This is a genomic window from Nibrella viscosa, from assembly GCF_039541875.1.
GTDB lineage: Bacteria > Bacteroidota > Bacteroidia > Cytophagales > Spirosomataceae > Nibrella > Nibrella viscosa.
The window spans coordinates 135,346-159,063 of the sequence record NZ_BAABHB010000011.1 but is presented as its reverse complement, the minus strand read 5'-3'; the positions used below and the strand labels follow the sequence as shown (position 1 = coordinate 159,063).

Annotated in this window: 16 protein-coding genes; 14 read left to right on the top strand and 2 right to left on the bottom strand. The window is 56.1% G+C overall.

The features are described from left to right. Nucleotides 1–7: 7 nt before the first annotated feature. Nucleotides 8–1,897 carry a beta-N-acetylhexosaminidase gene (locus ABD931_RS22025; protein WP_345270126.1) on the top strand — a complete coding sequence of 630 codons (1,890 nt, stop codon included), beginning with the start codon at nucleotides 8–10 and terminating at the stop codon, nucleotides 1,895–1,897. Between the two features lie 2 nt (nucleotides 1,898–1,899). Here ABD931_RS22025 and ABD931_RS22020 read toward each other — a convergent pair whose 3' ends face one another. Further along, the gene (locus ABD931_RS22020) at nucleotides 1,900–2,532 is read right to left on the bottom strand and encodes an NAD(P)-dependent oxidoreductase (protein ID WP_345270124.1); all 633 of its coding nucleotides are present in this window, start codon (nucleotides 2,530–2,532) and stop codon (nucleotides 1,900–1,902) included. 94 nt (nucleotides 2,533–2,626) lie between these two features. Here ABD931_RS22020 and ABD931_RS22015 point away from each other — a divergent pair, with 94 nt between their 5' ends. The 3 genes from ABD931_RS22015 to ABD931_RS22005 all read left to right on the top strand — a co-directional run bounded on the left by ABD931_RS22015 (nucleotide 2,627) and on the right by ABD931_RS22005 (nucleotide 4,535). Further along, nucleotides 2,627–2,956: a winged helix-turn-helix transcriptional regulator gene (locus ABD931_RS22015; protein ID WP_345270123.1), complete on the top strand. Its 330-nt coding sequence runs from the start codon at nucleotides 2,627–2,629 to the stop codon at nucleotides 2,954–2,956. Nucleotides 2,957–3,031: 75 nt separating this feature from the next. Further along, nucleotides 3,032–3,790 carry a cytochrome b/b6 domain-containing protein gene (locus ABD931_RS22010; RefSeq protein ID WP_345270193.1) on the top strand — a complete coding sequence of 253 codons (759 nt, stop codon included), beginning with the start codon at nucleotides 3,032–3,034 and terminating at the stop codon, nucleotides 3,788–3,790. 1 nt (nucleotide 3,791) lies between these two features. Continuing rightward, a complete protein-coding gene (locus ABD931_RS22005; protein ID WP_345270122.1) occupies nucleotides 3,792–4,535 on the top strand; it encodes a molybdopterin-dependent oxidoreductase in 744 nt (247 codons plus the stop codon). A gap of 336 nt (nucleotides 4,536–4,871) precedes the next feature. Here the strand turns inward: ABD931_RS22005 and ABD931_RS22000 are convergent, their stop codons facing one another. After that, entirely contained in the window at nucleotides 4,872–6,107 is a 1,236-nt protein-coding gene (locus ABD931_RS22000; RefSeq protein WP_345270121.1) for a PQQ-dependent sugar dehydrogenase, read from the bottom strand. A gap of 233 nt (nucleotides 6,108–6,340) precedes the next feature. Between ABD931_RS22000 and ABD931_RS21995 the strand changes: the two genes are divergently transcribed. From ABD931_RS21995 to ABD931_RS21950, 10 genes are all read left to right on the top strand, one after another. After that, nucleotides 6,341–7,303, top strand: a complete 963-nt coding sequence (locus ABD931_RS21995; RefSeq protein WP_345270120.1) for a CvpA family protein — start codon at nucleotides 6,341–6,343, stop codon at nucleotides 7,301–7,303. A 107-nt stretch (nucleotides 7,304–7,410) separates the two neighbouring features. Further along, entirely contained in the window at nucleotides 7,411–7,980 is a 570-nt protein-coding gene (locus ABD931_RS21990; protein WP_345270119.1) for a hypothetical protein, read from the top strand. 24 nt (nucleotides 7,981–8,004) lie between these two features. Further along, nucleotides 8,005–10,086: a cation:proton antiporter gene (locus ABD931_RS21985; RefSeq protein ID WP_345270118.1), complete on the top strand. Its 2,082-nt coding sequence runs from the start codon at nucleotides 8,005–8,007 to the stop codon at nucleotides 10,084–10,086. Between the two features lie 3 nt (nucleotides 10,087–10,089). Next, on the top strand, nucleotides 10,090–11,046 hold the full coding sequence (locus tag ABD931_RS21980; RefSeq protein ID WP_345270117.1) for a UTP--glucose-1-phosphate uridylyltransferase: 957 nt from the start codon (nucleotides 10,090–10,092) through the stop codon (nucleotides 11,044–11,046). Between the two features lie 25 nt (nucleotides 11,047–11,071). Beyond that, entirely contained in the window at nucleotides 11,072–14,407 is a 3,336-nt protein-coding gene (locus tag ABD931_RS21975) for a UTP--glucose-1-phosphate uridylyltransferase (RefSeq protein WP_345270116.1), read from the top strand. 69 nt (nucleotides 14,408–14,476) lie between these two features. After that, a complete protein-coding gene (locus tag ABD931_RS21970; RefSeq protein WP_345270114.1) occupies nucleotides 14,477–16,744 on the top strand; it encodes an NADP-dependent malic enzyme in 2,268 nt (755 codons plus the stop codon). 113 nt (nucleotides 16,745–16,857) lie between these two features. Then, entirely contained in the window at nucleotides 16,858–17,838 is a 981-nt protein-coding gene (trpS, locus tag ABD931_RS21965) for a tryptophan--tRNA ligase (RefSeq protein ID WP_345270113.1), read from the top strand. A gap of 53 nt (nucleotides 17,839–17,891) precedes the next feature. Then, complete coding sequence (locus ABD931_RS21960; protein ID WP_345270112.1) at nucleotides 17,892–18,464, top strand: phosphatase PAP2 family protein; 573 nt, start codon at nucleotides 17,892–17,894, stop codon at nucleotides 18,462–18,464. 183 nt (nucleotides 18,465–18,647) lie between these two features. Further along, nucleotides 18,648–21,875 carry a SusC/RagA family TonB-linked outer membrane protein gene (locus ABD931_RS21955; protein WP_345270111.1) on the top strand — a complete coding sequence of 1,076 codons (3,228 nt, stop codon included), beginning with the start codon at nucleotides 18,648–18,650 and terminating at the stop codon, nucleotides 21,873–21,875. Nucleotides 21,876–21,891: 16 nt separating this feature from the next. After that, on the top strand, nucleotides 21,892–23,631 hold the full coding sequence (locus ABD931_RS21950; protein WP_345270110.1) for a RagB/SusD family nutrient uptake outer membrane protein: 1,740 nt from the start codon (nucleotides 21,892–21,894) through the stop codon (nucleotides 23,629–23,631). The last annotated feature ends 87 nt before the right edge of the window (nucleotides 23,632–23,718 follow it).

Below are 23,718 nucleotides of genomic sequence, written 5' to 3'. Positions count from 1 at the left end.
TCTATTCATGAAACACACTTTCTTCTTCCTGCTTCTGCTGGCGGTGACCACGGGCAGGGCGCAGAACAATACCGTCAACCTGATTCCGCAACCCGTTCAGGTGCAGCCCCTCAGCGGCTCATACACCCTAAAAAACGGCGCGGCCATTGCCTACAACAAACCCGACGCAAAAGCCGTAGCCGATCTGCTGGCGCAGCGGTTAAGCACCCCCACGGGCTATTCCATCAAAGCGCAATCGGGCAAAACCGGCGCTATCCAGCTCCGGCTGACCGACACCCCCGACAACCAGCTCGGTAAAGAAGGCTACACCCTGGAGTCATCGCCGAAGGGCGTTATCATCACGGCTAACCAGCCGGCCGGCCTGTTCTATGGTGCGCAGACGCTGATGCAGCTCCTCCCGGCTGCGATTGAAGGGCAGACGGTGACCAAAGCCAACTGGACGCTCCCGGCGGTGCGCATTACCGATTACCCCCGGTTCGGCTGGCGGGGGATCATGCTCGACGTAAGCCGCCATTTCTTCACCAAAGACGAAGTGAAGCGGTATATTGACCAACTGGCGAAACTCAAATACAATACCTTCCACTGGCACCTGACCGACGATAACGGCTGGCGCATCGAAATTAAATCCCTGCCCAAACTCACCGAAGTGGGTGCCTGGCGGGTAGCGCGGGCGGGGCATTTCGGCGAACGCGCCGACCCTAAGCCGGGTGAGCCGACCACCTACGGCGGTTTTTACACCCACGACGACATCCGGGAGATTGTGCGTTTTGCCCAGGAGCGTAACGTGACCATTATTCCGGAGATTGACGTACCCGGCCACAGCATGGCGGCCCTGGCGGCTTATCCGGAACTGGGTACCACCAAAAACCCGAATACCAGCGTTAACCCCGGTACGCGTTTCTCGGAATGGTACGGCAACGGCACGTTCAAAATGCTGGTCGAAAATACGCTGAACCCCGCCGACGAGAAGGTGTATGAGTTTCTGGACAAGGTTTTTACCGAAGTGGCGATGCTTTTCCCAAACCAGTATATCCACGTGGGCGGTGACGAGTGCTACAAAGGCTACTGGGCACAGGACCCCGGTTGCCAGGCTCTGATGAAGAAGCTGAACATCCGGCATGTGGAAGACCTGCAGGGGTATTTTATGAACCGCGTGGAAGGTATCCTGAAAACCAAAGGCAAACGGCTGCTCGGCTGGGACGAAATCCTGGAAGGCGGTATCTCACCCGATGCCACGGTCATGAGCTGGCGGGGCATCAAAGGCGGTATTGAAGCGGCCCATATGGGTCACGATGTGGTGATGACACCCACCACCTTTGCCTACCTGGATTATCAGCAGGGAGAAGCCTCCGTAGAGCCGCCCCTGTACGCCGGTCTGCGGATGAAAAAAAGCTACAGCTTTGACCCCGTTCCGGACGGGGTCGATCCCAAATACATTCTGGGTGGACAGGGCAACCTCTGGACCGAGCAGATACCAACGCTCCGCTACGCCGAGTACATGACCTACCCACGGGCCTGGGCGCTGTCGGAAGTGTACTGGTCGCCCAAAGAGGTGAAGAACTGGGAAAACTTTGCGCAGCGCGTTGAGAAACACTTCGAAAGGGCCGATGCCGCCAACGTCAGCTACTCCCGCGCCCTGTACGACGCCATCGTGAAAACAAGCGTGAAAGGCGATAAGCTGGTGCTGCAACTGGAGTCGGAGATGCCGGGCCTCGACATCTACTACAGCATCGACGATACCATGCCCGACAACCAGTCGCCTAAATACGCCCAGCCCATTGAGCTACCCGAAGGCCCCATTACGCTGCGGGTGATTACCTACCGCGACAACAAGCCCATCGGCCACCTCATCACCCTGAAACGCGACGACCTGCGTCGCCGGGCGGGCCGCGAATAAGCTCAGTAGCTCACAAACGGCATCTGAGCGTCGTATTGCTCATCCTCAACCAGCTTCAGTACAAAATCAGCCAGGTCCGACCGGCTGATTTTTGTACTGGCGTTGACGCCGACCCAGCCCACGCGGTAGGTACCCTGTTTAGGATCGTCGGTGAGCCGTGGCCCGCGCACTATGGTCCACTTAAGGCCGCTGTTTTTCAGCACTTCGTAGTGGCCCTGCGCATCCGTCAGCATATGCGGGACGGCCACTTTCATTATAAAACGAATCAGCTTATCGGGTACTTTGGGTTGATCCTTCTCGTAGGGCAACCCCCCACCCGACAGGGAGATGATGCGGGGCACGCGGCATTTCTGCATAGTCGCCACAATATTTCGGGTACCATCGGTCTGCACCGTCTTCGGCGAGTCTTTAACCTGCCCGAACAGACTTACTACCAGATCGGTATCCTGCACGGTTTTCTCCACATCGGCCGGATTCAGTACATCGCCTTTGATCACCTCCAGATTGGGGGAGGTCTGCGTCACCTTGGCCGGGTTGCGCACCAGTGCTTTAATGGTATATCCTTTCGCCAGGGCCTGCTCCAGAAACTGCTGCCCGGTCTTGCCCGACCCGCCAAACAATGCAATCGTTTTCATGTTCCTGTTTAATTCGCTGAATGAAATCAATGTGGCAAGATTACCGTATCTTTAGCAGAGCGAAAAATAGTGGGGTAGTAACCTTTTGGTAAGTATGGAGTCGAATTCAATTCAGGTGACGGCCCGGTGCCCAATCCGAACTACGCTGGAAATGCTGGGCGGCAAATGGAAACTGCTTATTTTATTCCAGCTCTCGACCGGCACCCTCCGCTTCGCCGAACTCAAACGACGGATACCCGACATCTCGGAGAAGATGCTGGCCCAGGAACTGCACAATCTGATAAACAGCGACCTGATCGACAAGCAGGACTACCACGAAGTGCCGCCCAGAGTTGAATACGCCCTGACCAGCAAGGGTAAACTGGTGCTGCCGCTGATTGAAGAGATGCGGAATTTTGCGCTTAATTACGAGCGATTCGGATGAGCGTTGGTTTTTGTTAACGAGACACGTACATTTAGTCTCTGTTTCAAAAACTTAGGCCTAAATGCGCTCCTTGTGATGATCGCCCTTCCCACGTTAAAACCCATATCGACTCACCACGCTACCTGGGTAAAAATCCTGCACTGGGTGGTAACGGGGAGTTTTCTGGCGCTTGCTTTCAGCGGAGTTGTCATTCTGATGTGCCATCCCCGGCTTTACTGGGGTGAAGTCGGCAACGACCTGACACCCGCCCTGTTCGAGTTGCCCATCAGCCGAAACTACCAGCATGGGGGGTGGACCACCAGCATGCCCTTTTTCAGGCAGGCAGGTTCTCCGGTTAGCGCCGACCGTACGTATGATATATTTAACCAGAACGGCTGGGGCCGGAGTCTGCACTTTCTGTCGGCCTGGTTTCTGGTGGTAGCTGGTCTGGTATATCTGCTGATGGGGATTTACACCGGCCATTTCCGCAAGCATCTCTGGCCACAGTCCGGTGAGTTAACTGGAGCTGCGTTCTGGCGTGATGTTGTCAGCCATGTACGGATGAAGGTACCCGCTGCGACACACGGCCCACAATATGGACTGCTGCAGAAGTGCACCTACGTTGTCGTTATCTTCTTCCTGCTGCCACTGATCGTGCTGACGGGGCTTACCATGTCGCCGGCGATAACGGCTGCCTATCCATTCCTGCTGAAGCTGTTTCTGGGTGCCCAATCGGCGCGCACTATCCACTTCTTTGCGTTTTTGGCGCTGATGCTTTTTCTGCTTATCCACGTGGTCATGGTGATCCGGTCGGGTTTTAAACAACAGATACGGTCAATGACCCTGGGCGACTGACATGGAAAACAAAACGATCCTCACCCGACGCCAGGCACTGATCACTGGTCTGACCTCATTAACAGGTCTGCTCCTGCCCGGCTGTTCAAAACAAGCCCCGCCCACCTATGGCAATATCCTGCGCATGGGTGATGCACTGACGTATCTGGCTCACCGAACCCTGCTGCCCGGACAAGCGTTGGCCAAAGAATACAGACAGAGCGATATCTCCTCGTTTCCGGCTACCGGCACCACCAACCCCGCCGACCGAACACATAAGTCCTACAGCGAGGATTACGGACGATTGCACAACGGTACCTTTATGGACTACCGGCTGTCGATTGAAGGTAACGTAGCCAAACCCGGCTTGTATTCGCTCGCCGACCTGCAACGATTCCCCAAACGTACGCAAATTACCCGGCACACCTGCGAAGAAGGCTGGACCGCCATTGCCGAGTGGACCGGGGTACCCCTGAGCACAGTTCTTCAACACGCAGGTATTAGGCCGAGTGCCCGTTTTGTGAATTGCTATGCTTATGATGGCTATATGGAAAGCATTGACATGCTGGATGCCTTTCACCCGCAGACCATTCTGGCCTACGGTATGAACGGGCGCCACCTGCCCATCCCTCATGGAGCACCCGTGCGCCTGCGTGTAGAGACGCAAATAGGGTATAAGAGTGTCAAGTACCTCCAGCGCATCGTAGTCACCGACGAGTTTGTCGACACCGGCGACAGCGGCTGGGCCTGGTATGTGGGTATCTGAGCGGACAGCTACCTATTGATTTCCATAACTGTGGTAGCGGTCAGGTGTGAATTGGCGAACGCTACAGTATCGCCGGCTTTTTTGCCAGGGATAGGGAATAACCACACCGACAGCGCTTTGGCCGTTTATTTGAGCGATAAGGCCGCTACATCGCTTAGTATGTTTCCCATAACCTCGGCCGGGGTATCACCGGCTACGGGTTAGGCATCTATAGCCTACCCATCAATCACAGCCACCAGTTGGGCACCTGACCAAAGCCCAAAAACACCCCGGTATACAAAAAAAGGATGGCTGACATGGTCAGCCATCCTGTCTCTACCCGTGAAAAGCGATACATTATTTCCGCCCGATCCTATACAACCGGCCTTCGTCGGTGATGGCGTACAGGGCTCCGTCGGTTCCTTCAGTCACAGCCCGGAAGCGCTGCTGCTGGTCGGCGAGTAAGCGTTCTTCACCCACCACGCGCCGGCCGTCGAGCACCAGGCGGGCGATGTGGTGGCTGTTGAGGCCGCCGATGAAGAGGTTGTTCTGCCATTCGGGAATGGCGTTACCCCGGTAAAAGGTCATGCCACTGGGCGACAAGACCGGGTCCCAGAAATACACCGGCTGCTCCATGCCCTCCTTTTGGGTAATGGCGTTTCCGATCTTGTCATCGTTGTATTCGATACCGTAGGTGATTACCGGCCAGCCGTAATTCTTACCGGCCTCTACCAGGTTCAGTTCATCACCGCCCTGCGGTCCCATTTCGGCGATCCACAGTTCGCCGGTCTGGGGGTGGAAGTCGATGCTCTGGATGTTCCGGTGGCCGATGGAGTAGATCTCCGGCCGGGCACCGGACTGGCCCGCAAACGGACCGCCCGGTGCCGGTTGCCCGTCTGTGGTAATGCGCAGTACTTTCCCCAGCGATGTCGTCAGGTCCTGCGCATGCCTGCGCCGTTCCGGTTCGAAGCGGTCGGCCGTGGTGACGTACAGATTACCGGCCTTATCGAAGGCCAGGCGGCTGCCATAGTGCTTGTCACCTTCATAGGCCGGGGTGGCGCGGTAGATCACCCGGACGTTTTCCAGGCGACGCCCGTCTGCCGACAAGGCACCTTTGGCCACGGCCGTCAGGTTTCCGTTGCCCTGTTGCTCGGTAAAAGCCCAGTACACCATCCGGTTCGCGCTAAAATCCGGATCAAGGGTTACGCCGAGCAGTCCGCCCTGACCTTTGTCAACAACGGCCGGTACCCCTTCAATTCGGTCACCGACCTGACCATCCTGGGTTACGATCCGCATGGTACCGCCTTTCTCGGTAATCAGGAAGCGACCGTCCGGCATGGCCGCAATGCCCCAGGGTTCATCGAGTTTATCGGTGATTACCCGGCCTTCGTAGGGTGTAGTTGTCTGGACGCCGGGGGCCCGGAACTGGCCCGCAAACGCAGGCTGGTAGCCGGCATCCTGCTCCCGGGTTTCTACTGGCTGTCCAGGCGTTTCGTTGCCGATGGCTTCTTCTTTACTGGCGTCGTTTGTGCCGGTATTGCATGAACCTAACATCAGGAATGCTCCCGCCAGCACAACTGCTACTTGTTTCATAACGTTTGGTTTGTGAATGATGGATAACGGTTGACAATACTGTAGCAACAGGCGATTCATCCTTGTTGTTCAAGTATCAATAAATGGGAACCTATGCGTATGACGCCTGCCTGCGGGTTAAAGGAGAAACAACCCGCTGCGGCCGGGCAGGATACTAGAAAAACGGGATGCCCACAAACCCTGTCCAGCTCCTGGCGGTTTCTCTGGTAAGCACTACCGTACTGAAACGGGTTATGGATTTGACATTTATTGATTTACTGCTCATTCTGATCGTGCTCTTATCCGTATGGAGCGGCTGGCAGAAGGGGTTTATTTTCGGCATTATCGACCTGCTGTCGCTGCTGGCAGGCCTGCTGATCGCCCTCTATCTGTACCAGTACCTGGCCGTGTCACTGGACCGATACATCCCGTCGCTGGGCGTCTGGACTATGCCGGTGGCGTTTCTGCTGACGCTGATCATGGCGCGCATCGTGCTGTCATCCATCACCAGCCGGGCCTTGCGCGATGTGCCCGTCGAGACCCATTACCATAGCGTAAACCGCCTGCTGGGCATTATTCCCGGCTTTATCATGGGCGTACTCTACGCGTCGTTTGCGGCCGCCCTGCTGATGGCGCTGCCGCTCTCCGACGGCCTGACCACCAGCAGCCGCAACAGCCTGCTGGCCAGCCGCCTGACCCAGCCCGTGGAATGGCTGGAAAGCAAACTGGCCCCGGTATTTGAAGGGGCCGTGGGGCGGTCGCTGAACAACCTGACGGTGGCACCCTCGTCCGAAAAATCCGTTAACCTGCCGTTTACCGTCAACAGCCCCCGCGTCCGGCCCGATCTGGAAGCCCGGATGCTGGAACTCGTCAATGAAGAACGGGGCAAAGAAGGGTTAAAACCCTTGCGAGCCGATCCCGAACTGGCCGAGGTAGCGCGTAACCACTCCCGCGATATGTTTGCACGGGGGTATTTTGCCCACGTCACGCCCGACGGCAAAGACCCCTTCGACCGAATACGGGCAGCCCGGGTGCGGTTCCTGACGGCCGGCGAAAACTTGGCACTTGCGCAGACGGTGACTATTGCCCATACCGGGCTGATGAACTCACCCGGCCACCGGGCCAACATCCTGCGGCCGGCCTTTGGGCGGGTGGGCATCGGCATCTTCGACGGCGGCATGTATGGCCTGATGGTTACCCAAAACTTCCGGAATTAGCTTTTTAGGCATTAGATAATAGACGATGGACGTCAGACTTTTGTACATTTAGTCAATTCATTGCGTATACGTCCTATTCAATCACTCAATCACCCATTTACCTATTAATGAAGCTCTCTTATCTGCTAGTACTCATTATCGTTATCTTTTCGGGTTGCCGCCTGCGCGAACGGGAAAAAGAAGTGAACCGGCGAACGCTGGAGCTCAATCAGAAAGAACAGCAACTGGCCTTGCGGGAGCAGCAACTCAACTTGAAAGAAGAAGACCTGAGCCGGCGGGAAAAAAAGCTGACCAGTACCGCCGATACCACCCAGGATTTGTCGATCGTGTACAAGCCCGAGTTGGTTGGCCGCTGGACAGTCCTGATGCGCTGCACCGAAACCTCCTGCGAAGGCTCCGCCGTGGGCGATACCCGAACCGAGCAGTGGACCATCAGCTACAAAGACAATACGGTGATTGTTCAGGCGTTGGATAACAACCGGCTGGTTCGGGTATACACCGGCTACTACCAGCAGGACGTTCTGCTCTTGACGGCCCAGCAGGACCCTTCGGCGGCCAATACGACCATAACGGTCAGGCTACAGTTCAAAACACCCACCATCATGGAAGGGCAGCGCGAAATCACGCGTGAAAACAACTGCCGTATCATCTACGCCCTGGTGCTGAACAAGTTGTAGTCCTCCTAAACCCATTTGTAACCCATGATTCTCACGACCGAGCTAGATTTTTCGCTGCCGCTCAATAATCCGGTCATCATTTTCTCTATTGTTCTGTTTATCATTCTGTTTGCGCCGATTCTGTTCAACCGGCTCCGGATTCCGCACCTGATCGGGCTTATTATTTCCGGTATTCTGATTGGACCGTACGGGCTGAACCTGCTCCGGCGCGACAGCAGCATTGTCCTCTTCGGTACAGTGGGGCTGCTGTACATCATGTTTCTGGCCGGGCTGGAAATAGACCTGGAGGAGTTCCGCAAGAGCCGCAACCGGATTCTGGTCTTCGGTTTTTACACCTTTTTCTTTCCGATGGTCATGGGCACCTCGGCGGCCTTTTACCTGCTGGGCTATACCGCTATGACCTCCATGCTGGTGGGCAGTATGTTTGCCTCGCATACCCTGCTGGCCTACTCCATTGCCAGCCGCTACGGCATTACCCGCAACCAGGGCGTTACGCTGACCATCGGCGGCACCATGATTACCGACATTCTGGCGCTGCTGGTTCTGGCGATCATCGTCGGCATGACCAAGGGCGACATCAGCTCGGCGTTCTGGATCCGGCTGGTCGTCTCGTTCCTGATCTTCGCCGGTATCGTCCTGTTTGTCTTTCCGCTCATTGCCCGCTGGTTTTTCAAGAAGTTCGACGACAATATTTCGCAGTACATCTTTGTGCTGGCGCTGGTGTTTCTGGGGGCGTTTCTGGCCGAAGCCGCCGGCCTGGAGGCTGTTATCGGGGCGTTCCTGTCGGGCCTGGCCCTCAACCGGTTCATTCCCCATTCGTCTCCGCTGATGAACCGGATCGATTTTGTGGGCAATGCGCTTTTTATCCCGTTCTTCCTGATCGGGGTAGGTATGCTGGTGGATGTGCGGGTGCTGTTCAACGGCATCGGGGCGCTGAAAGTAGCCGCCGTGATGATTGCCGTTGCGCTGATCTCTAAGTACATTGCCGCCTGGCTGACCCAAAAAACGTTCAGGCTGAACGCTGAAGAGCGCCGGCTAATCTTTGGCCTGAGCACCGCCCGGGCAGCCGCCACCCTCGCCGTTGTGCTGGTCGGCTACAACATCATTACCGGCGAAACCGCCACCGGCGAACCCATCCGCCTGCTGAACGAAGACGTGCTGAACGGCACCATTCTGATGATCCTCGTGACGTGTACCATCAGTTCGTTTTCGGTGGAAAAAGCCTCCAGTCGCATCGCCCTGCTCAACGAAGCCGCCGAAAGCGAAACGCCTGACACATCCGAAAAAATAATGATTTCGCTGGCGTATCCGGATACCGTGACCGACCTGGTTAACCTGGGTCTGATGCTGAAGCCCCCCAAGCGCAATACGGCTCTGTATGCGCTGCACATCGTCAATGAAGAAGACAACCAGAACGGTCGCGTAACGGGCAAAAAAATGCTGGACCTGGCCATGCGACACGCAGCCGCCACCGATAATGAACTCACGCCACTCACCCGCTTCGATGCTAATATCAGCAACGGCATCATCTATACGATTAAAGAACAGAACATTACCGACGTGGTGATTGGGCTGCACCACAATGCCGGCGACAACGAGTTCTTCGGGCCTATTGCCGAACAAATCCTGAAGCGCGTGCCGGAGACCATTTACATTTACAAAACGGCGCAGCCGCTCAACACGCTGCAGCGCATGGTAATAGCCGTGCCGCCCAAGGCTGAACTGGAGCCGGGTTTTTTGCACTGGTACAGCAAACTGACCAACCTGGCCCGAGAAGCCGGGCTGGATCTGCTCTTTTATGCCCATCCAGACACCATACGGCATCTGGATAAGATTATTCAGCGCAGCACCACGGCCATGCGGGTGACATTCCGGAAATTTATAAATTGGAGCGATTTTTTGATTCTAGGCCGTGAAATCAGGCAAAACGATCTGTTTGTGATCGTCTCCTCCCGTCGGGGGCATACATCGTACAACACACAGCTCGATAAGCTGCCGTATTACCTGACCAATTATTTTGAGAACACCAGCTTCATCATTCTCTACCCCAAACAACTGGAAACCAGCCTGAACGTCGATCTTTTTAATATTATCCCGTCTCACTAATCCATGCGCGTCAGAAAAGCCGTCATTACCGCAGCCGCCCGGGGCGAACGTCTCTACCCGGTGGCCGATACCATACAGAAAGCCATGCTGCCCGTCATCGATACAGATGGCCTGCATAAACCCGTTATCCAGATCATTGCCGAAGAAGCCTTCGGCAGTGGCATAGAAGAAATTTGCATCGTCTGCGCACCGGGCGATGGAGAACGCTACCTCAGCGCGTTTACCTCCCTCCGTAACAACCTGGTCAGATCTTTCAGCAGCGTCGACTGGGCTAAAGATGAGGCCGATAAGATCGACCACCTGATGCGGCAGATTCAGTTTGCCGAACAACGCGAACCACTCGGTTATGGCCATGCCGTGTATTGCGCCCGTGATTTTGTCGGCAACGAGCCATTTCTGCTGCTGCTGGGCGACTACCTGTACGTGTCCAACCTGGCGCAGAAACGCTGTGCCGCCCAATTGATCGAACTCGCTACCCAGGGAAACTGCTCGGTATCCGCCGTCAACCCAACCATCGAGCACCAGATTGGCCGCTACGGCACGCTAACCGGCAAACACCTGGCCAACAGGCCGGGGGTGTACCAGATCAACAGGATCATCGAAAAACCCTCGCTGAGCGTGGCCGAACTGGAGTTGCAGACACCGGGGCTACGTGTGGGGTACTACCTCTGCTTTTTCGGGATGCACGTTTTCACGCCCGTGGTGTTCGACATGCTGCAAACGCATATCGATCAGAATAGCACCAACATCCTGCTCACCCCCACCCTGCAGGAACTGGCCGAAACCGAAAAATACCTGGCGCTGGAAGTACAAGGCAACCGGTATGACCTGAGCCGCCGGCACGGGCTGCTGCGGGCACAAATTGCCCTCGGCCTGGCGGGGGAGGCCCACGACGAAACCCTGTCGACTATGGTGGAGTTGCTGGCGGAGGCCAATACCCGCTCTGCCCGCCTGGTTTAATCAAGTACCCTGACCGTAGCCGATTATGAATGTCTTTATCGAGACCATTACCGCCACCGACCCCGAAAAACGCAACCGATCTTTTTTTGAGCTTAGCCGGCCATTTAGCGCGAAAGAACTGCTGACCGCCCTGCGCGAGCTGGATCGCTTTCGGGAAACTACTCCCAACCTGTACGAAAAAGTCCGGGCCATTCTGTTCCTGTATGCCGGGTACCGCTTTGTGCTGATGGAAGCGAAGGAAACGCCCACCACCGGCAAAATACCCTATGCCGGCTTTGAGGACCTGCTCGCCCGGCGCTTCGAACAGGCCATCCATACGTTTTACCAGAAACTGGACACCCACGGCCCCAATGCCGCCCTGTTCAGCGCCCTGGCCGACAGCTACCACCACCTATCCTTCCAGATCCTGGCCGATCAGGTCCGCAAGAGTGTGCGGTCCAGCCGGGGCAACCAGTGGATGTTCCGGGTTGGGCATCAGGACGAACACCCCATCCGCATCCATCCCCGGCTGCTGCAACGCCCGGATAACTCGCTGTTCTACCCCATTCTGCACGAGCAGACCTCGGTGCGGATGGACCTGACCCATAGCGGCTGGTCGGATATTTTCTTTCTGGGCATGGACTATCCCGAAGGGGCGCGGGTCATCAATATCTCCATCGACCTGGGGATATTTGGCCGCGACAAAGACATCCGGCCACCCCTGCACGGCTATGTGCGCGTGATAACCGAACCCGTGCTGCGGCTGACCAGCGTCGACCTGAACACTACCAAAGACATTCACGACCTGGAAGATCTCTTCAACTTCGGCAACGATTACCTGAGCCTGATCAAAGCCGGGGTGATTGCTTCCGGGCTGATACCGCCTTCGTTTGAAGGCACCAACCAGTCGCTGCCCGATATACTGGCCCGGATAGTAGGCCCCGGTATGGGTATTGAACTGGTCACCAAAGTCAACGATATTCCCAAAGGCTCCCGCTTTGCGGTATCGACCAACCTGCTCGGCTGCATTATCAGTCTGCTGATGCGGGCGACGGGCCAGACCAAAAACCTGGAAGGCGGGCTGGAAGAAAGCGAACGGCGGCTGGTAGCCTCCCGCGCCATTCTGGGCGAATGGATCGGCGGCTCCGGCGGGGGCTGGCAGGATTCGGGGGGCGTCTGGCCGGGCATTAAGGCCATTCAGGGTATGCCCGCACAAGAGGGCGATCCGGAATTTGGCACCAGTCGCGGAGCCTTGCTGCCCCGTCACCGGGTGTTGCAGAACGGTGCCGTACACCCCGAATTCAACGAAAAGATCATGCACTCGCTGGTGCTGATGCACGGCGGTATGGCCTCCAACGTCGGGCCGATTCTGGAGATGGTAACCGAAAAGTACCTGCTTCGGGGCGAACAGGAATGGGACGCCCGCCGGCAAACCAACCAGATCTTCGACAATATCCTGACTGCCATTCAGGAAGGTGACATCCGGAAGCTGGGCGCCAATACGGCCCGCAACTGGGAGTACCCGATCAAAACGATCATTCCCTGGGCGTCGACGTATTTTACCGAGCAGATCATCGCCAAAGCCAGACAGTCGTTTGGTGACGATTACTACGGCTTTCTGATGCTGGGCGGCATGTCTGGGGGTGGTATGGGTATGTTTGTGAATCCGGAGCGGTACGAGGAGTATAAAATGCGGGTGCTGGAGCTGCTGCGGAATACCAAAAACGAGTTGTCCGATTCGCTGCCGTTCGCGATGGAGCCGGTGGTGTACAACTGGAGCATTAACCCCCGAGGCACCTGGGCCAGCCTCCAGGAAGGCACCGACGCCCTGATGCCCGAACAGTACTACGGCATTCACGTGTCGGAGCTGGTGCGGAAAGACCCGGCTACCATTCCCTACATCCGCCGGGCCGAAATCGACGTATTCACCACCTTCTGCGAGCAGAACAACCTGGCGTATCCCCTGCTGCGCACGGTTGTCAGTAATCTCTTCAAAGTATCTGACCCGTCTACCCAGAGTAACCGGAACGTAGAGAACGAAAAGGCGGAGCGGATCAAAAAAGAAAATGGCTTCGACTACATCCAGCACGAAGAAATTCGGGAAGAACTACAGAAAGGCCGCATCGGCTTAGCCCGCAACCGCCTGCCCGCCGAAAGCACCATCGACGATGTGCGGCCGGATGAGCTGGCCCACCTCGACAAACTGAGTTCCTCGGTCAAACCCGGTGAAGCAGCCATCCGCGCCGGCACGGTAGCCGTGATGAGCCTGGCGGCCGGCGTCGGCAGCCGCTGGACCAAAGGAGCCGGGGTGATCAAAGCCATCAACCCGTTTGTGGAGATCGACGGAGTACACCGTAGTTTCCTGGAAATTCACATGGCAAAGACCCGGAAAGTAGCCGAGAAATACGGTGCCATGATTCCGCACCTGGTCGCCACCAGCTACCTCACGCATGAGCCCATCCACAAAAAACTAGAGCAGACCGGCAACTTCGGCTACTCAGGCCCGGCGTTGCTGTCGCCGGGGCGCTCCATTGGGCAGCGCTTTGTACCGATGGAGCGGGACCTGCGCTTTATGTGGGAAGAAATGCCGCAGGAAACCCTCGACGAAAACAAACAGAAGGTCCGCGATGCCGTTCGCCAGACACTGATCGGCTGGGCCCGGTCCAAAGGCGAAGGCTCGGATTATACCGATAACATTGCCGCCCAGCGCTTCTCTCCCCTGGGCCACTGGTATGAGGTTTCCAACCTGCTGCGCAACGGCACCCTGGCCCGCCTGCTGGCCGAACAGCCGCAGGTGCAGACGCTGATGCTGCACAACATCGATACGCTGGGGGCCGATGTAGACCCGGCGGCTTTGGGCTACCACCTGGAGTCGGGTCATGTGCTGACTTTTGAGGTAGTACCCCGGCGCATCGAGGACCGGGGCGGTGGACTGGCCCGCGTAAACGGCCAGATCCGGCTGCTGGAAGGGCTGGCGCAACCCCGTGAAGAAGACGAGCTGAACCTGAGCTATTACAATACCATGACCACCTGGATACAGATCGACCCGCTGCTGCAGTTGTTCGGCCTCACCCGCGCCGATTTACAGCAGGGCGATGAAGCCCAACTGGCCAAAGCGGTTCGCAGCGTAGCCCATCGTATTCCCACCTATGTAACCATCAAGGACGTCAAATACCGGTGGGGACACGGGCAGGAAGACATCTACCCGGTGGCGCAGATCGAGAAGCTCTGGAGCGATATGTCGGCCCTGCCCGACATCAAATGCGGCTACCTGGCAGTGCCCCGGTACCGTGGTCAGCAGATGAAAGACCCGGCGCAACTCGACTCCTGGGTCACCGACGGCAGCAAGGATTATGTAGCCTCGCTATGTACATTTGCCTGACCAACGGAAAGTCGACAGGGCTTTTTTTCTTACCTTAGCGCGACTTTTCCAGCAACCCAACAAAACCACATGGAGAAAAAGATCCGTCGTGAAGACGCCTTAGAGTACCACGCCAAAGGTCGTCCCGGTAAGATTGAAGTTATTCCGACCAAAGAAACCAATACCCAGCGCGACCTCACTCTCGCCTATTCCCCCGGTGTAGCCGAGCCCTGTCTGGAGATTGCCGCCAACATTGAGGATGTCTATAAATACACCGCTAAGGGCAACCTGGTGGCCGTGATCAGCAACGGCACGGCAGTATTAGGACTGGGCGACATCGGCCCCGAAGCCGGCAAGCCCGTGATGGAAGGCAAGGGCCTGCTGTTCAAGATTTATGCCGATATCGACGTGTTCGATATTGAACTGAATACTAAAGACGTCGATGAGTTTGTCCGGACCGTCAAGATCCTGGAACCAACCTTCGGCGGGGTGAATCTGGAGGACATTAAAGCCCCGGAATGCTTCGAGATCGAAGAGCGGCTCAAGAAAGACCTGCACATTCCGGTGATGCACGACGATCAGCACGGCACCGCCATCATCAGCGCGGCCGCCCTGCTGAACGCGCTGAAACTGGTCGGCAAGAAGATCGAAGATGTAAAAATTGTTGTGAACGGAGCCGGTGCCTCGGCCATTTCGTGTACGAAGCTGTACGTCTCGCTCGGGGCCAGAATTGAAAACATTGTGATGTGCGACAGCAAGGGCGTCATCCGTACCGAACGCACCGCCCTCGACGACCGCAAGAGTCTGTTTGCCACCAGCCGCGACCTCCACACACTGGAAGAAGCGATGGTCGGCTGCGATGTGTTTATCGGCCTGTCCAAAGGCAATGTGGTGTCGCAGGATATGGTGCGCTCAATGGCCAAAGACGCCATTGTGTTTGCCATGGCCAATCCCACGCCCGAAATTTCGTATCCGGAAGCCACCGAAGCCCGGCCGGACATTATTATGGCCACCGGCCGCTCCGACTATCCCAACCAGGTCAACAACGTGCTTGGCTTCCCGTTCATTTTCCGGGGAGCGCTCGACGTGCGGGCCACGGAGATCAACGAAGCCATGAAGCTGGCGGCCGTTCATGCCCTGGCCGACCTGGCAAAGAAAACCGTACCGGATATTGTGAACCTGGCTTATGGCGAATCCAACCTGATGTTTGGCCGGGAATACATTATTCCCAAGCCCGTTGACCCGCGTTTGCTGACCACCGTAGCCCCGGCCGTAGCCAAAGCCGCCATGGATTCGGGCGTGGCCAAGCACCCCATTACGGATTGGGAAGCCTACGAACTGCAACTCGCCCGCCGGCTGGGGCAGGATAACCAGATTTCGCGGGTGATCCTGAACAAGGCCAAGTCGAACCCCAAGCGGGTGGTCTTTGCCGATGCCGAAAACGTGAAGGTGCTGAAAGCCGCGCAGCAGGTGCGCGACGAAGGCATTGCCTTCCCCATTCTGCTCGGTGAAACGGACAAAGTCCGTCAGTTGATTAAAGAAAACTCGCTGGATCTCGGCAACATCCCCATCATCGACCCCCGCGCTCCGGAGCAGGACGAACTGATCCAGCGCTTTGCCGATCTGTATTATGAGAAGCGCAAACGGAAAGGCGTCAACGCCACCGAAGCGCGGAAGACGATGTACTACCGCAACTATTTCGGGGCCATGATGGTCGAAACGGGCGAAGCCGATGCGCTGATCTCCGGCCTGACGCGCAACTACCCGGATACCATCCGGCCGGCGCTCCAGGTTATCGGTCGGGAACCGGGCATTCAGAAAGTGGCCGGTATGTACATTCTGCTCACCAAGCGCGGCCCGCTGTTCTTCTCCGACACCACGGTCAACTTCGACCCCACGGCAGAAGAAGTGGTTGAGATCACCGAAATGACAGCCCGAGCAGTGGAGCGTTTCAACATCAAACCCCGTATTGCGCTGGTTTCGTATTCCAACTTCGGCAGCGCCAAAGGTGAAGACGCCCAGAAGATGAACCGGGCGGTGGAAATCCTGCAGCAGAAGCACCCGGATATGATCGTCGACGGTGAAATCCAGGCCCACCTCGCCTTCAACACCGAATTGCTGCGGCAGAACCACCCGTTCAGCAAACTCGTGGACGAAGGGGCCAACACCCTGATTTTCCCGAACCTCTCGGCCAGCAACATCGCCTACAACCTCATGGGCGAAGCCGCCGGGTTCGACATCATCGGCCCTATCCTGCTTGGCATCCGCAAGCCGGTATACGTCCTCCAGCTTGGCTCTTCCGAGCGCGAGATCGTCAATATAGTAGCCACTGCGGTGGTGGAAGCGCAGGGGAAATAATTTTATAAATGATGAATGCATAATGATAAATGATGAATGGTGGCATCAAAGCAGTGTAAAGACGCGACAGCCCATTCATCATTTATCATTATGCATTCATCATTAAATCAAAAATGGCACGAATTCTAACAGGCATACAAAGCAGCGGGCGGCCCCATCTGGGTAATATTCTGGGGGCCATTAAACCCGCGATTGATTTAGCAAAACAGGAGGGCAATGATTCATTTCTGTTCATTGCCGATCAGCATTCACTCACTTCGCTCCGCGACGGGGCTACGCGCCGGGAGTACACCCGCGCCATTGCGGCTACCTGGCTGGCGTTCGGGCTCGATACCGGGCGTACTACGTTCTGGCGGCAGTCGCAGGTGCCGGAGCATACGGAACTGGCCTGGTACCTGAACTGCTTTACGCCCATGCCGATGCTGCTGAACGCGACCTCGTACAAGGATAAGGTCGAGAAGTTTGGGGAACGGTCGGCCAGTGCGGGCTTGTTTACCTATCCGGTGCTACAGGCTGCCGATATCCTGCTGTACGACGCCAACCTGGTGCCCGTCGGCAAAGACCAGCGGCAGCACCTGGAGATGACCCGTGACATTGCCGGCGCGTTCAATCACCAGTACGAAGCCGACATTTTTGTCCTGCCCGACGCACAGATCGACGAGCGGATCATGACCATTCCGGGCATCGACGGCCAGAAGATGAGTAAGTCGTACAACAACTACATCGATATCTTCCTGCCCGAAAAGGAACTGAACAAGATCATTAAAAAGATCCTGTCCGACTCTACACCCCTGGAAGACCCCAAGAATCCGGATACCGACATTACCTTCCAGCTTTATTCACTCATAGCCTCCCCCGAACAGACCGAAGCCCTGCGCCAGCGGTACCTGGCCGGCGGCTACGGATACGGCCACGCCAAAAAGGAACTGTGCGAGCTCATCCTCACCCGCTTCGCCGACGAACGCGAACGCTTCAATTACTACATGAGCCACGAAGATGCGCTGGAGAAAGAACTCCAGGCCGGCGAAGAAAAAGCCCGCGCCGTGGCGGGAGCCACGATTCGGCGGGTCAGGGAAGTGTTGGGGTATAGTTAACGGTGAAAGAGTGTAAAGCTCCGCTGGCTTTACACTCTTTCGCTCTTTCGCCTATGAAAGACTCGCTCAACCAACTCGATACCGACCTGTTCCTGTGGCTGAACGGGCACTATGCGCCCTGGCTCGATCCGGTTATGGTCTGGGTGACACAGCGCAATAGCTGGATTCCGTTTTATGTGTTGCTGGTGGGCTGGCTGGCGTTCCGGTACCGGAAGCAGGCCATTGGTATGGTGCTGACGCTGGCTGCGGCCGTGGCCCTCAGCGATCAGACGGCGTCGGCGCTGCTCAAACCCCTCACCCTCCGGCTCCGCCCCTGCCACGTTTCTGAACTACAGCCGCTAATTCATCCGGTGCTGGAGTGTGGCGGGCAGTACGGCTTTGCGTCTTCCCATGCCGCCAATAGCTTTGCGCTGGCGATGGGGCTGTGGCTACTGATTGGTCAACGTCAGCCGTGGGTCAGGTGGGTCTTTGGGTGGGCGCTGGTAGTATCATACAGCCGAATTTATGTGGGTGCCCATTATCCGCTGGATGTGCTGGCGGGTGCGGGTATTGGGGTGAGTATGGCCGTACTCTGTGCTTTTGTGTACCGCCAAATCAAGGCCCGCCGGCCCGATTACATAAGCTGATCTTTCATTACTTTAAATTCTTCTTCTTTACCAAAAAACAGCGCCTGTTATAACGCTTTTATCAATAAGTTTTAATCCAAATTTAATCCGTATAAAGTTTTATCCATATATTGATTATTCTAATTCTTTTTTAATAAATTCCCAAAATATTCCATTCTTTTCCTACACTTAACAGCAATTTTTATGATGTACTACTACAGAAAAGTAGGCTGGCGGTTTTCCGTTCTGCTACTTGGTCTGCTGGCGAGCACCGTCCTGTTTGCTCAGGCGCAACGAGTCACCGGCAAAGTTACCGACACCGAAAGCGGAGCCCCCCTGCCGGGTGTAACCGTCCTCATTAAAGGCTCCACTACCGGTACCACCACCGACGCCAACGGTGACTACAATATCAATGCTTCCGGTAACAGTACTTTGGTTTTCTCGTATGTCGGCTTCACCGCCCGGGAAGTGTCCATTGGAAATCGGTCTGTGGTTAACATAGCCCTGGTTCCCGACGTAACCTCCCTCGAAGAAGTGGTGGTCACGGGTTATGCCGCTCAGCAAAAGCGTGACATTACCGGATCGGTAGCCGTAGTCGATGTGAAGGAGATGAAGAAAATTCCGGCCTCCAATATTGCCGACCAGCTTCAGGGCCGCATCGCCGGGGTACAGGTTAGCTCCTCCGGAGATCCGGGTAGTGCTGCTTTCATCCGCATACGGGGTATTGGTACCATCAACCAGAACGAGCCCTTGTATGTGATCGACGGGGTGCCGGTTCAGAACGAATCAAACCTGAACTTTTTGAATCCTAACGATATTGAGTCGATTCAGGTCCTGAAAGATGCGGCTTCGGCTTCTATCTACGGGTCACGGGCGGCCAATGGGGTAATTGTGATTACAACCAAAAAAGGCAAAGCCGGTACGGCCAAGATCAACATCGACATCTTTACCGGCGTACAATCGCCGGCCAAATACCCAAGCCTGGCCAACCCGGAGGAGCTGCTGAAAATCAACCAGGGCCTCTCGGCCGGAGCGGGTATTCCGTTCTCCTCCCGTTTATATATTAACGAAGGTGGTCGGTGGACCTTACCTGATTTTCTGGTGCGCGACGGCGGCAACAACTTCACCGGTGGCTACAAGGCCGGTGCCCCCGAAGTTAACCCGAACCGGTACTTCCTGAACTCCGACCCCACGGCCGATGCCGGTCAGAACTACCTGATCTCGCAGGCGAATAAAGCAGGCACCGACTGGTTCCGCGAGGTGTTCAATCCGGCTCCGCTGACGAGCGTTCAGTTGAGTGCATCGGGCGGCTCCGAACGGGGTCAGTACTTCTTCAGCGCCAACTACTACGATCATAACGGGATCATGCTGAAGAATTTTTATAAGCGCTACCAGACCCGGATCAACAGTGTTTTCAACGTCAAAAAAGCCATTCGGGTGGGCGAAAACCTGAGTATTGCCTACCAGACCACGCAGGGAAGCCTGGGTAATCCCAGTGAAGGCTCGGTGTTCATGAACACGCTGCGGATGCCGCAGATTGTGCCGGTCTACGACATCAAGGGCTACTGGGGCAGTCCGGCACCCGCCAACTCCAACGCTGGTAACCCGGTAGCGCAGCAGACCCGCAATGCAGAAGGGAACAAAGGCTACAGCGTTCGTCTGACCGGTAATGTATTTGCCGAGATCGACTTTCTGCGGCATTTTACCGCCAAAACCAGCTTTGGCCTCGACTTCAACACCGGTCAGGGCCGCGGCTACGGCTACCGGAACTTCGAGGCTACCGAGATCAACTCCTCCAACAGCATGAGTCGCAGCATGTACAGCAACCGGAACTGGGTGTGGTACAATACACTGGCTTATAATCAGGAGTTTGGAGACGGTGCCCACCGCGTCAGTGCCCTCATTGGCACCGAAGCCCGGCGGAATACCTACGATGGGTTCAACGCCGGTGGTAACGGGCTTACCTTTGGTGATGATCCTTTCTACCGGATTCTGACCAATACCAACTCCAAAACCTGGAACCTGGGCGAGTACCGGGGTGAGGTAACCATTGCCTCGCAGTTTGCGCAGGTTAATTATACTTTCCAGGATAAATATCTGTTTAGCGCCACGGTACGTCGCGACGGTATCTCGCGGTTTATCAATAACCCGTACGGTACCTTCCCCTCAGCTTCTGCCGGATGGCGCATCTCCAAGGAGGAGTTCATGAAGAACATTACCACCTTCAACGATCTCAAACTCCGCGCCAGTTACGGTATAACGGGTAACAACGAAATCGGCAGCGACTACCCCGGTTACGCCAATTTTGCCCAGGATCTGGGCGGAAGCGCTTACGCCATCCAGGGTAATCCCAATGCCGTTACACCGGGGTTTGCGCAGCGCTCATTAGCCAACACCAACCTGCGCTGGGAGACTACCCGAATGCTCAACATTGGCGTAGACGCCCGCTTGCTCAATACGCTCGATGTAACCCTGGAATGGTATGACCGTAAAACATCCGACATTCTGTACCAGGTCGATATCCCATCGACACAGGGCAATATTGGTAGCCTGCCGCTAAACATCGGCGATATGGAAAACCGCGGCTTCGACTTCTCGGTGGGGTACCGGGGAACGGCTATCAACAAACAGTTGAACTTCGGCGTCCAGCTGACCGGCGGCCACTACACCAATAAAATGGTCCGGATCGATGCCAACTCCAACACCTTTATCGCCGGCGGTGGTTCGCGGATCGGTAATATTACCCGTACCCTGATCGGCTACCCGGTCTCACAGTTCTGGGGCTATATCTCCGACGGTATTGTTCAGTCAGAATCGGAACTGCCCAAAACACCCGGCGATGCCAAAGTGGGCCGGATGCGGTTCCGGGATCTGAACAACGACGGTGTCATTGACGATAAGGACGAGACCGTGATCGGCAGTCCCATTCCGAAGCTGAACTACGGCATCAACCTGACCGCCAGCTACAAGAATTTCGACTTTACGATGTTCCTGCAGGGTGTATACGGCAACCAGATCTTCAACTACGTTCGCTACTTCACCGACTTCCCGGCCTTCCAGGCGAACTACTCCAAAAACATGCTGTACGAAGCCGGCAAGACGTATCCCAAGCTGGATCGGAATGACACCTACAGCGCCCAGCGCAGCAGTTTCTACGTTGAGCCGGGCTCTTACTTCCGGGCCAGGAACCTGACCCTGGGCTATACCCTACCCGTCGGCCTGGCGAACAGGGCCAGTATCGACCGCGTGCGGGTGTATGTGCAGGCGCAGAACCTGTTTACCATTACCAAATATACCGGTCTGGACCCGGACGTGACCATTACCAACATCACCGAAGGCTATAATACCCGGCGCGACCTGTCGATGGGTATCGATCAGGGCCGTTACCCAATCTCCCGTTCCTTCCTGGTTGGTCTGAATGTTGAATTCTAATCCCACTCGAACGATCATGAATAAAAAGATAATCATCGGAACCGCCATCCTGACCATCGGCCTGGTAGGGGCCTGTAAGGATAGCTTTCTGGAGCAAAAGCCCTACGGTGCCGTTAACGAAGGCACCCTGTCGGCCAACCTGACCGGTGCCGACGCCCTGCTGATTGCCGCCTACTCGAACCTCGACGGCTTTTCGAGCTGGGATAATGGGAACCCCTGGGGCTCGGCCGCATCGAACTGGACGTTTGGCAGTATTAGCGGTGGAGATGCCTACAAAGGTTCAGAAGCCAACGACCAGCCGGATATTGTGCCCATAGAACGGCACGAGATCAACTCCGCCAACCCGTATATTGAATCCAAGTGGAATACGTACTACGACGGTATAGCCCGGTGTAACCAGGCCATTAAGGCGTACAAATCGCTGACCAACGCACCGGAGGCTATAAAAAATATCCGGCTGGGCGAAGCCCGCTTCCTGCGTGGCCTGTACCATTTAGAGCTTTATAAAGTCTTTAAAATGGTGCCGTACATCGATGAGACCATTACAGAGTTCCGGGTGCCGAACGATAAGGATATTATGCCTCAGATTCAGGCCGACTTCCAGTTTGCGGTGCAGCAACTCCCGCTGAAACAACCCGAACCAGGACGCATCACGAAGGGAGCTGCCCAGTCATTTCTGGGTATTACGTACCTGTGGCAGAACAAATTCGCCGAGGCCAAGCCCCTTTTCGATGCCGTTATCGCATCGAATGTGTACAAGCTGAACGCCAAATACGGCGATAATTTCGACCCCGCTTTCAACAACTCCGCCGAATCGATTCTGGAAGTACAGCAGGCGGTCAACATCGGTACCGACGATCAGGGCAACAACGGCGATGTGCTGAACTTCCCCTACAGCGCCGGGCCCGGTGGCTGCTGCGGTTTCCACCAGCCTTCGCAGAATCTGGTTAATGCCTTCCGCGTCGATGCCAGAGGCCTGCCCCTGCTGGATACATACAACAATACCGACGTGAAAAACGACCAGGGCCTGCGGGCTACCGACCCCTTTACCCCGGATACAGCCCCCCTGGACCCGCGGCTGGACTGGACCGTTGGCCGGCGTGGTATCCCGTACCTGGACTGGGGCCTGCACGGCGGTACCGCCTGGCAGCGTGACCCCGCCTATGCAGGACCGTATTCGCCCAAGAAGAATGTGTATTATAAGGCGCAGGAAGGAACTCTGACTTCAGCTTCAGGCTGGACTAAGGGCTTCAACGCCAATAACGTAAAACTGCTGCGATACGCCGATCTGTTGTTGCTGGCAGCTGAAGTCGAGGTAGAAGTGGGTAGTCTGGAGAAAGCGCGGGAATATGTCAACATGGTCCGGAAACGGGCATCTAACCCGGATGGGTTTGTGAAAGCCTACAAGGACGATGCCAAGCCGGAAACGGGCTTTTCGGACAAGCCGGCCGCCAATTATCAGGTAGGTCTGTACACTACTGCCTGGACTGACAAGAACCTGGCCCGCAATGCCGTTCGCTACGAGCGCCGGATCGAACTGGGTATGGAAGGTCACCGCTTTTTCGACCTGGTACGCTGGGGTATTGCCGATGTAGAACTGAACAAATACCTGACCGAAGAGGCCAAAAAGCGGACTTACCTGTCGGGTGCCCGGTTCACCAAAGGCAAGAACGAGTTCCGGCCCATTCCCCAGCGGGCTATTACCCGCAGTTCCATTAACGGCCAGCCAACGCTGAAGCAAAATCCGGGGTATTAGAAAAAGGTTTAAGGTTTGACGTTTGAAGTTTGAAGTTGCTTTGCCATTTCAACCTGTAGGTGGCCCTGCAAAACTTCAGACTTCAAA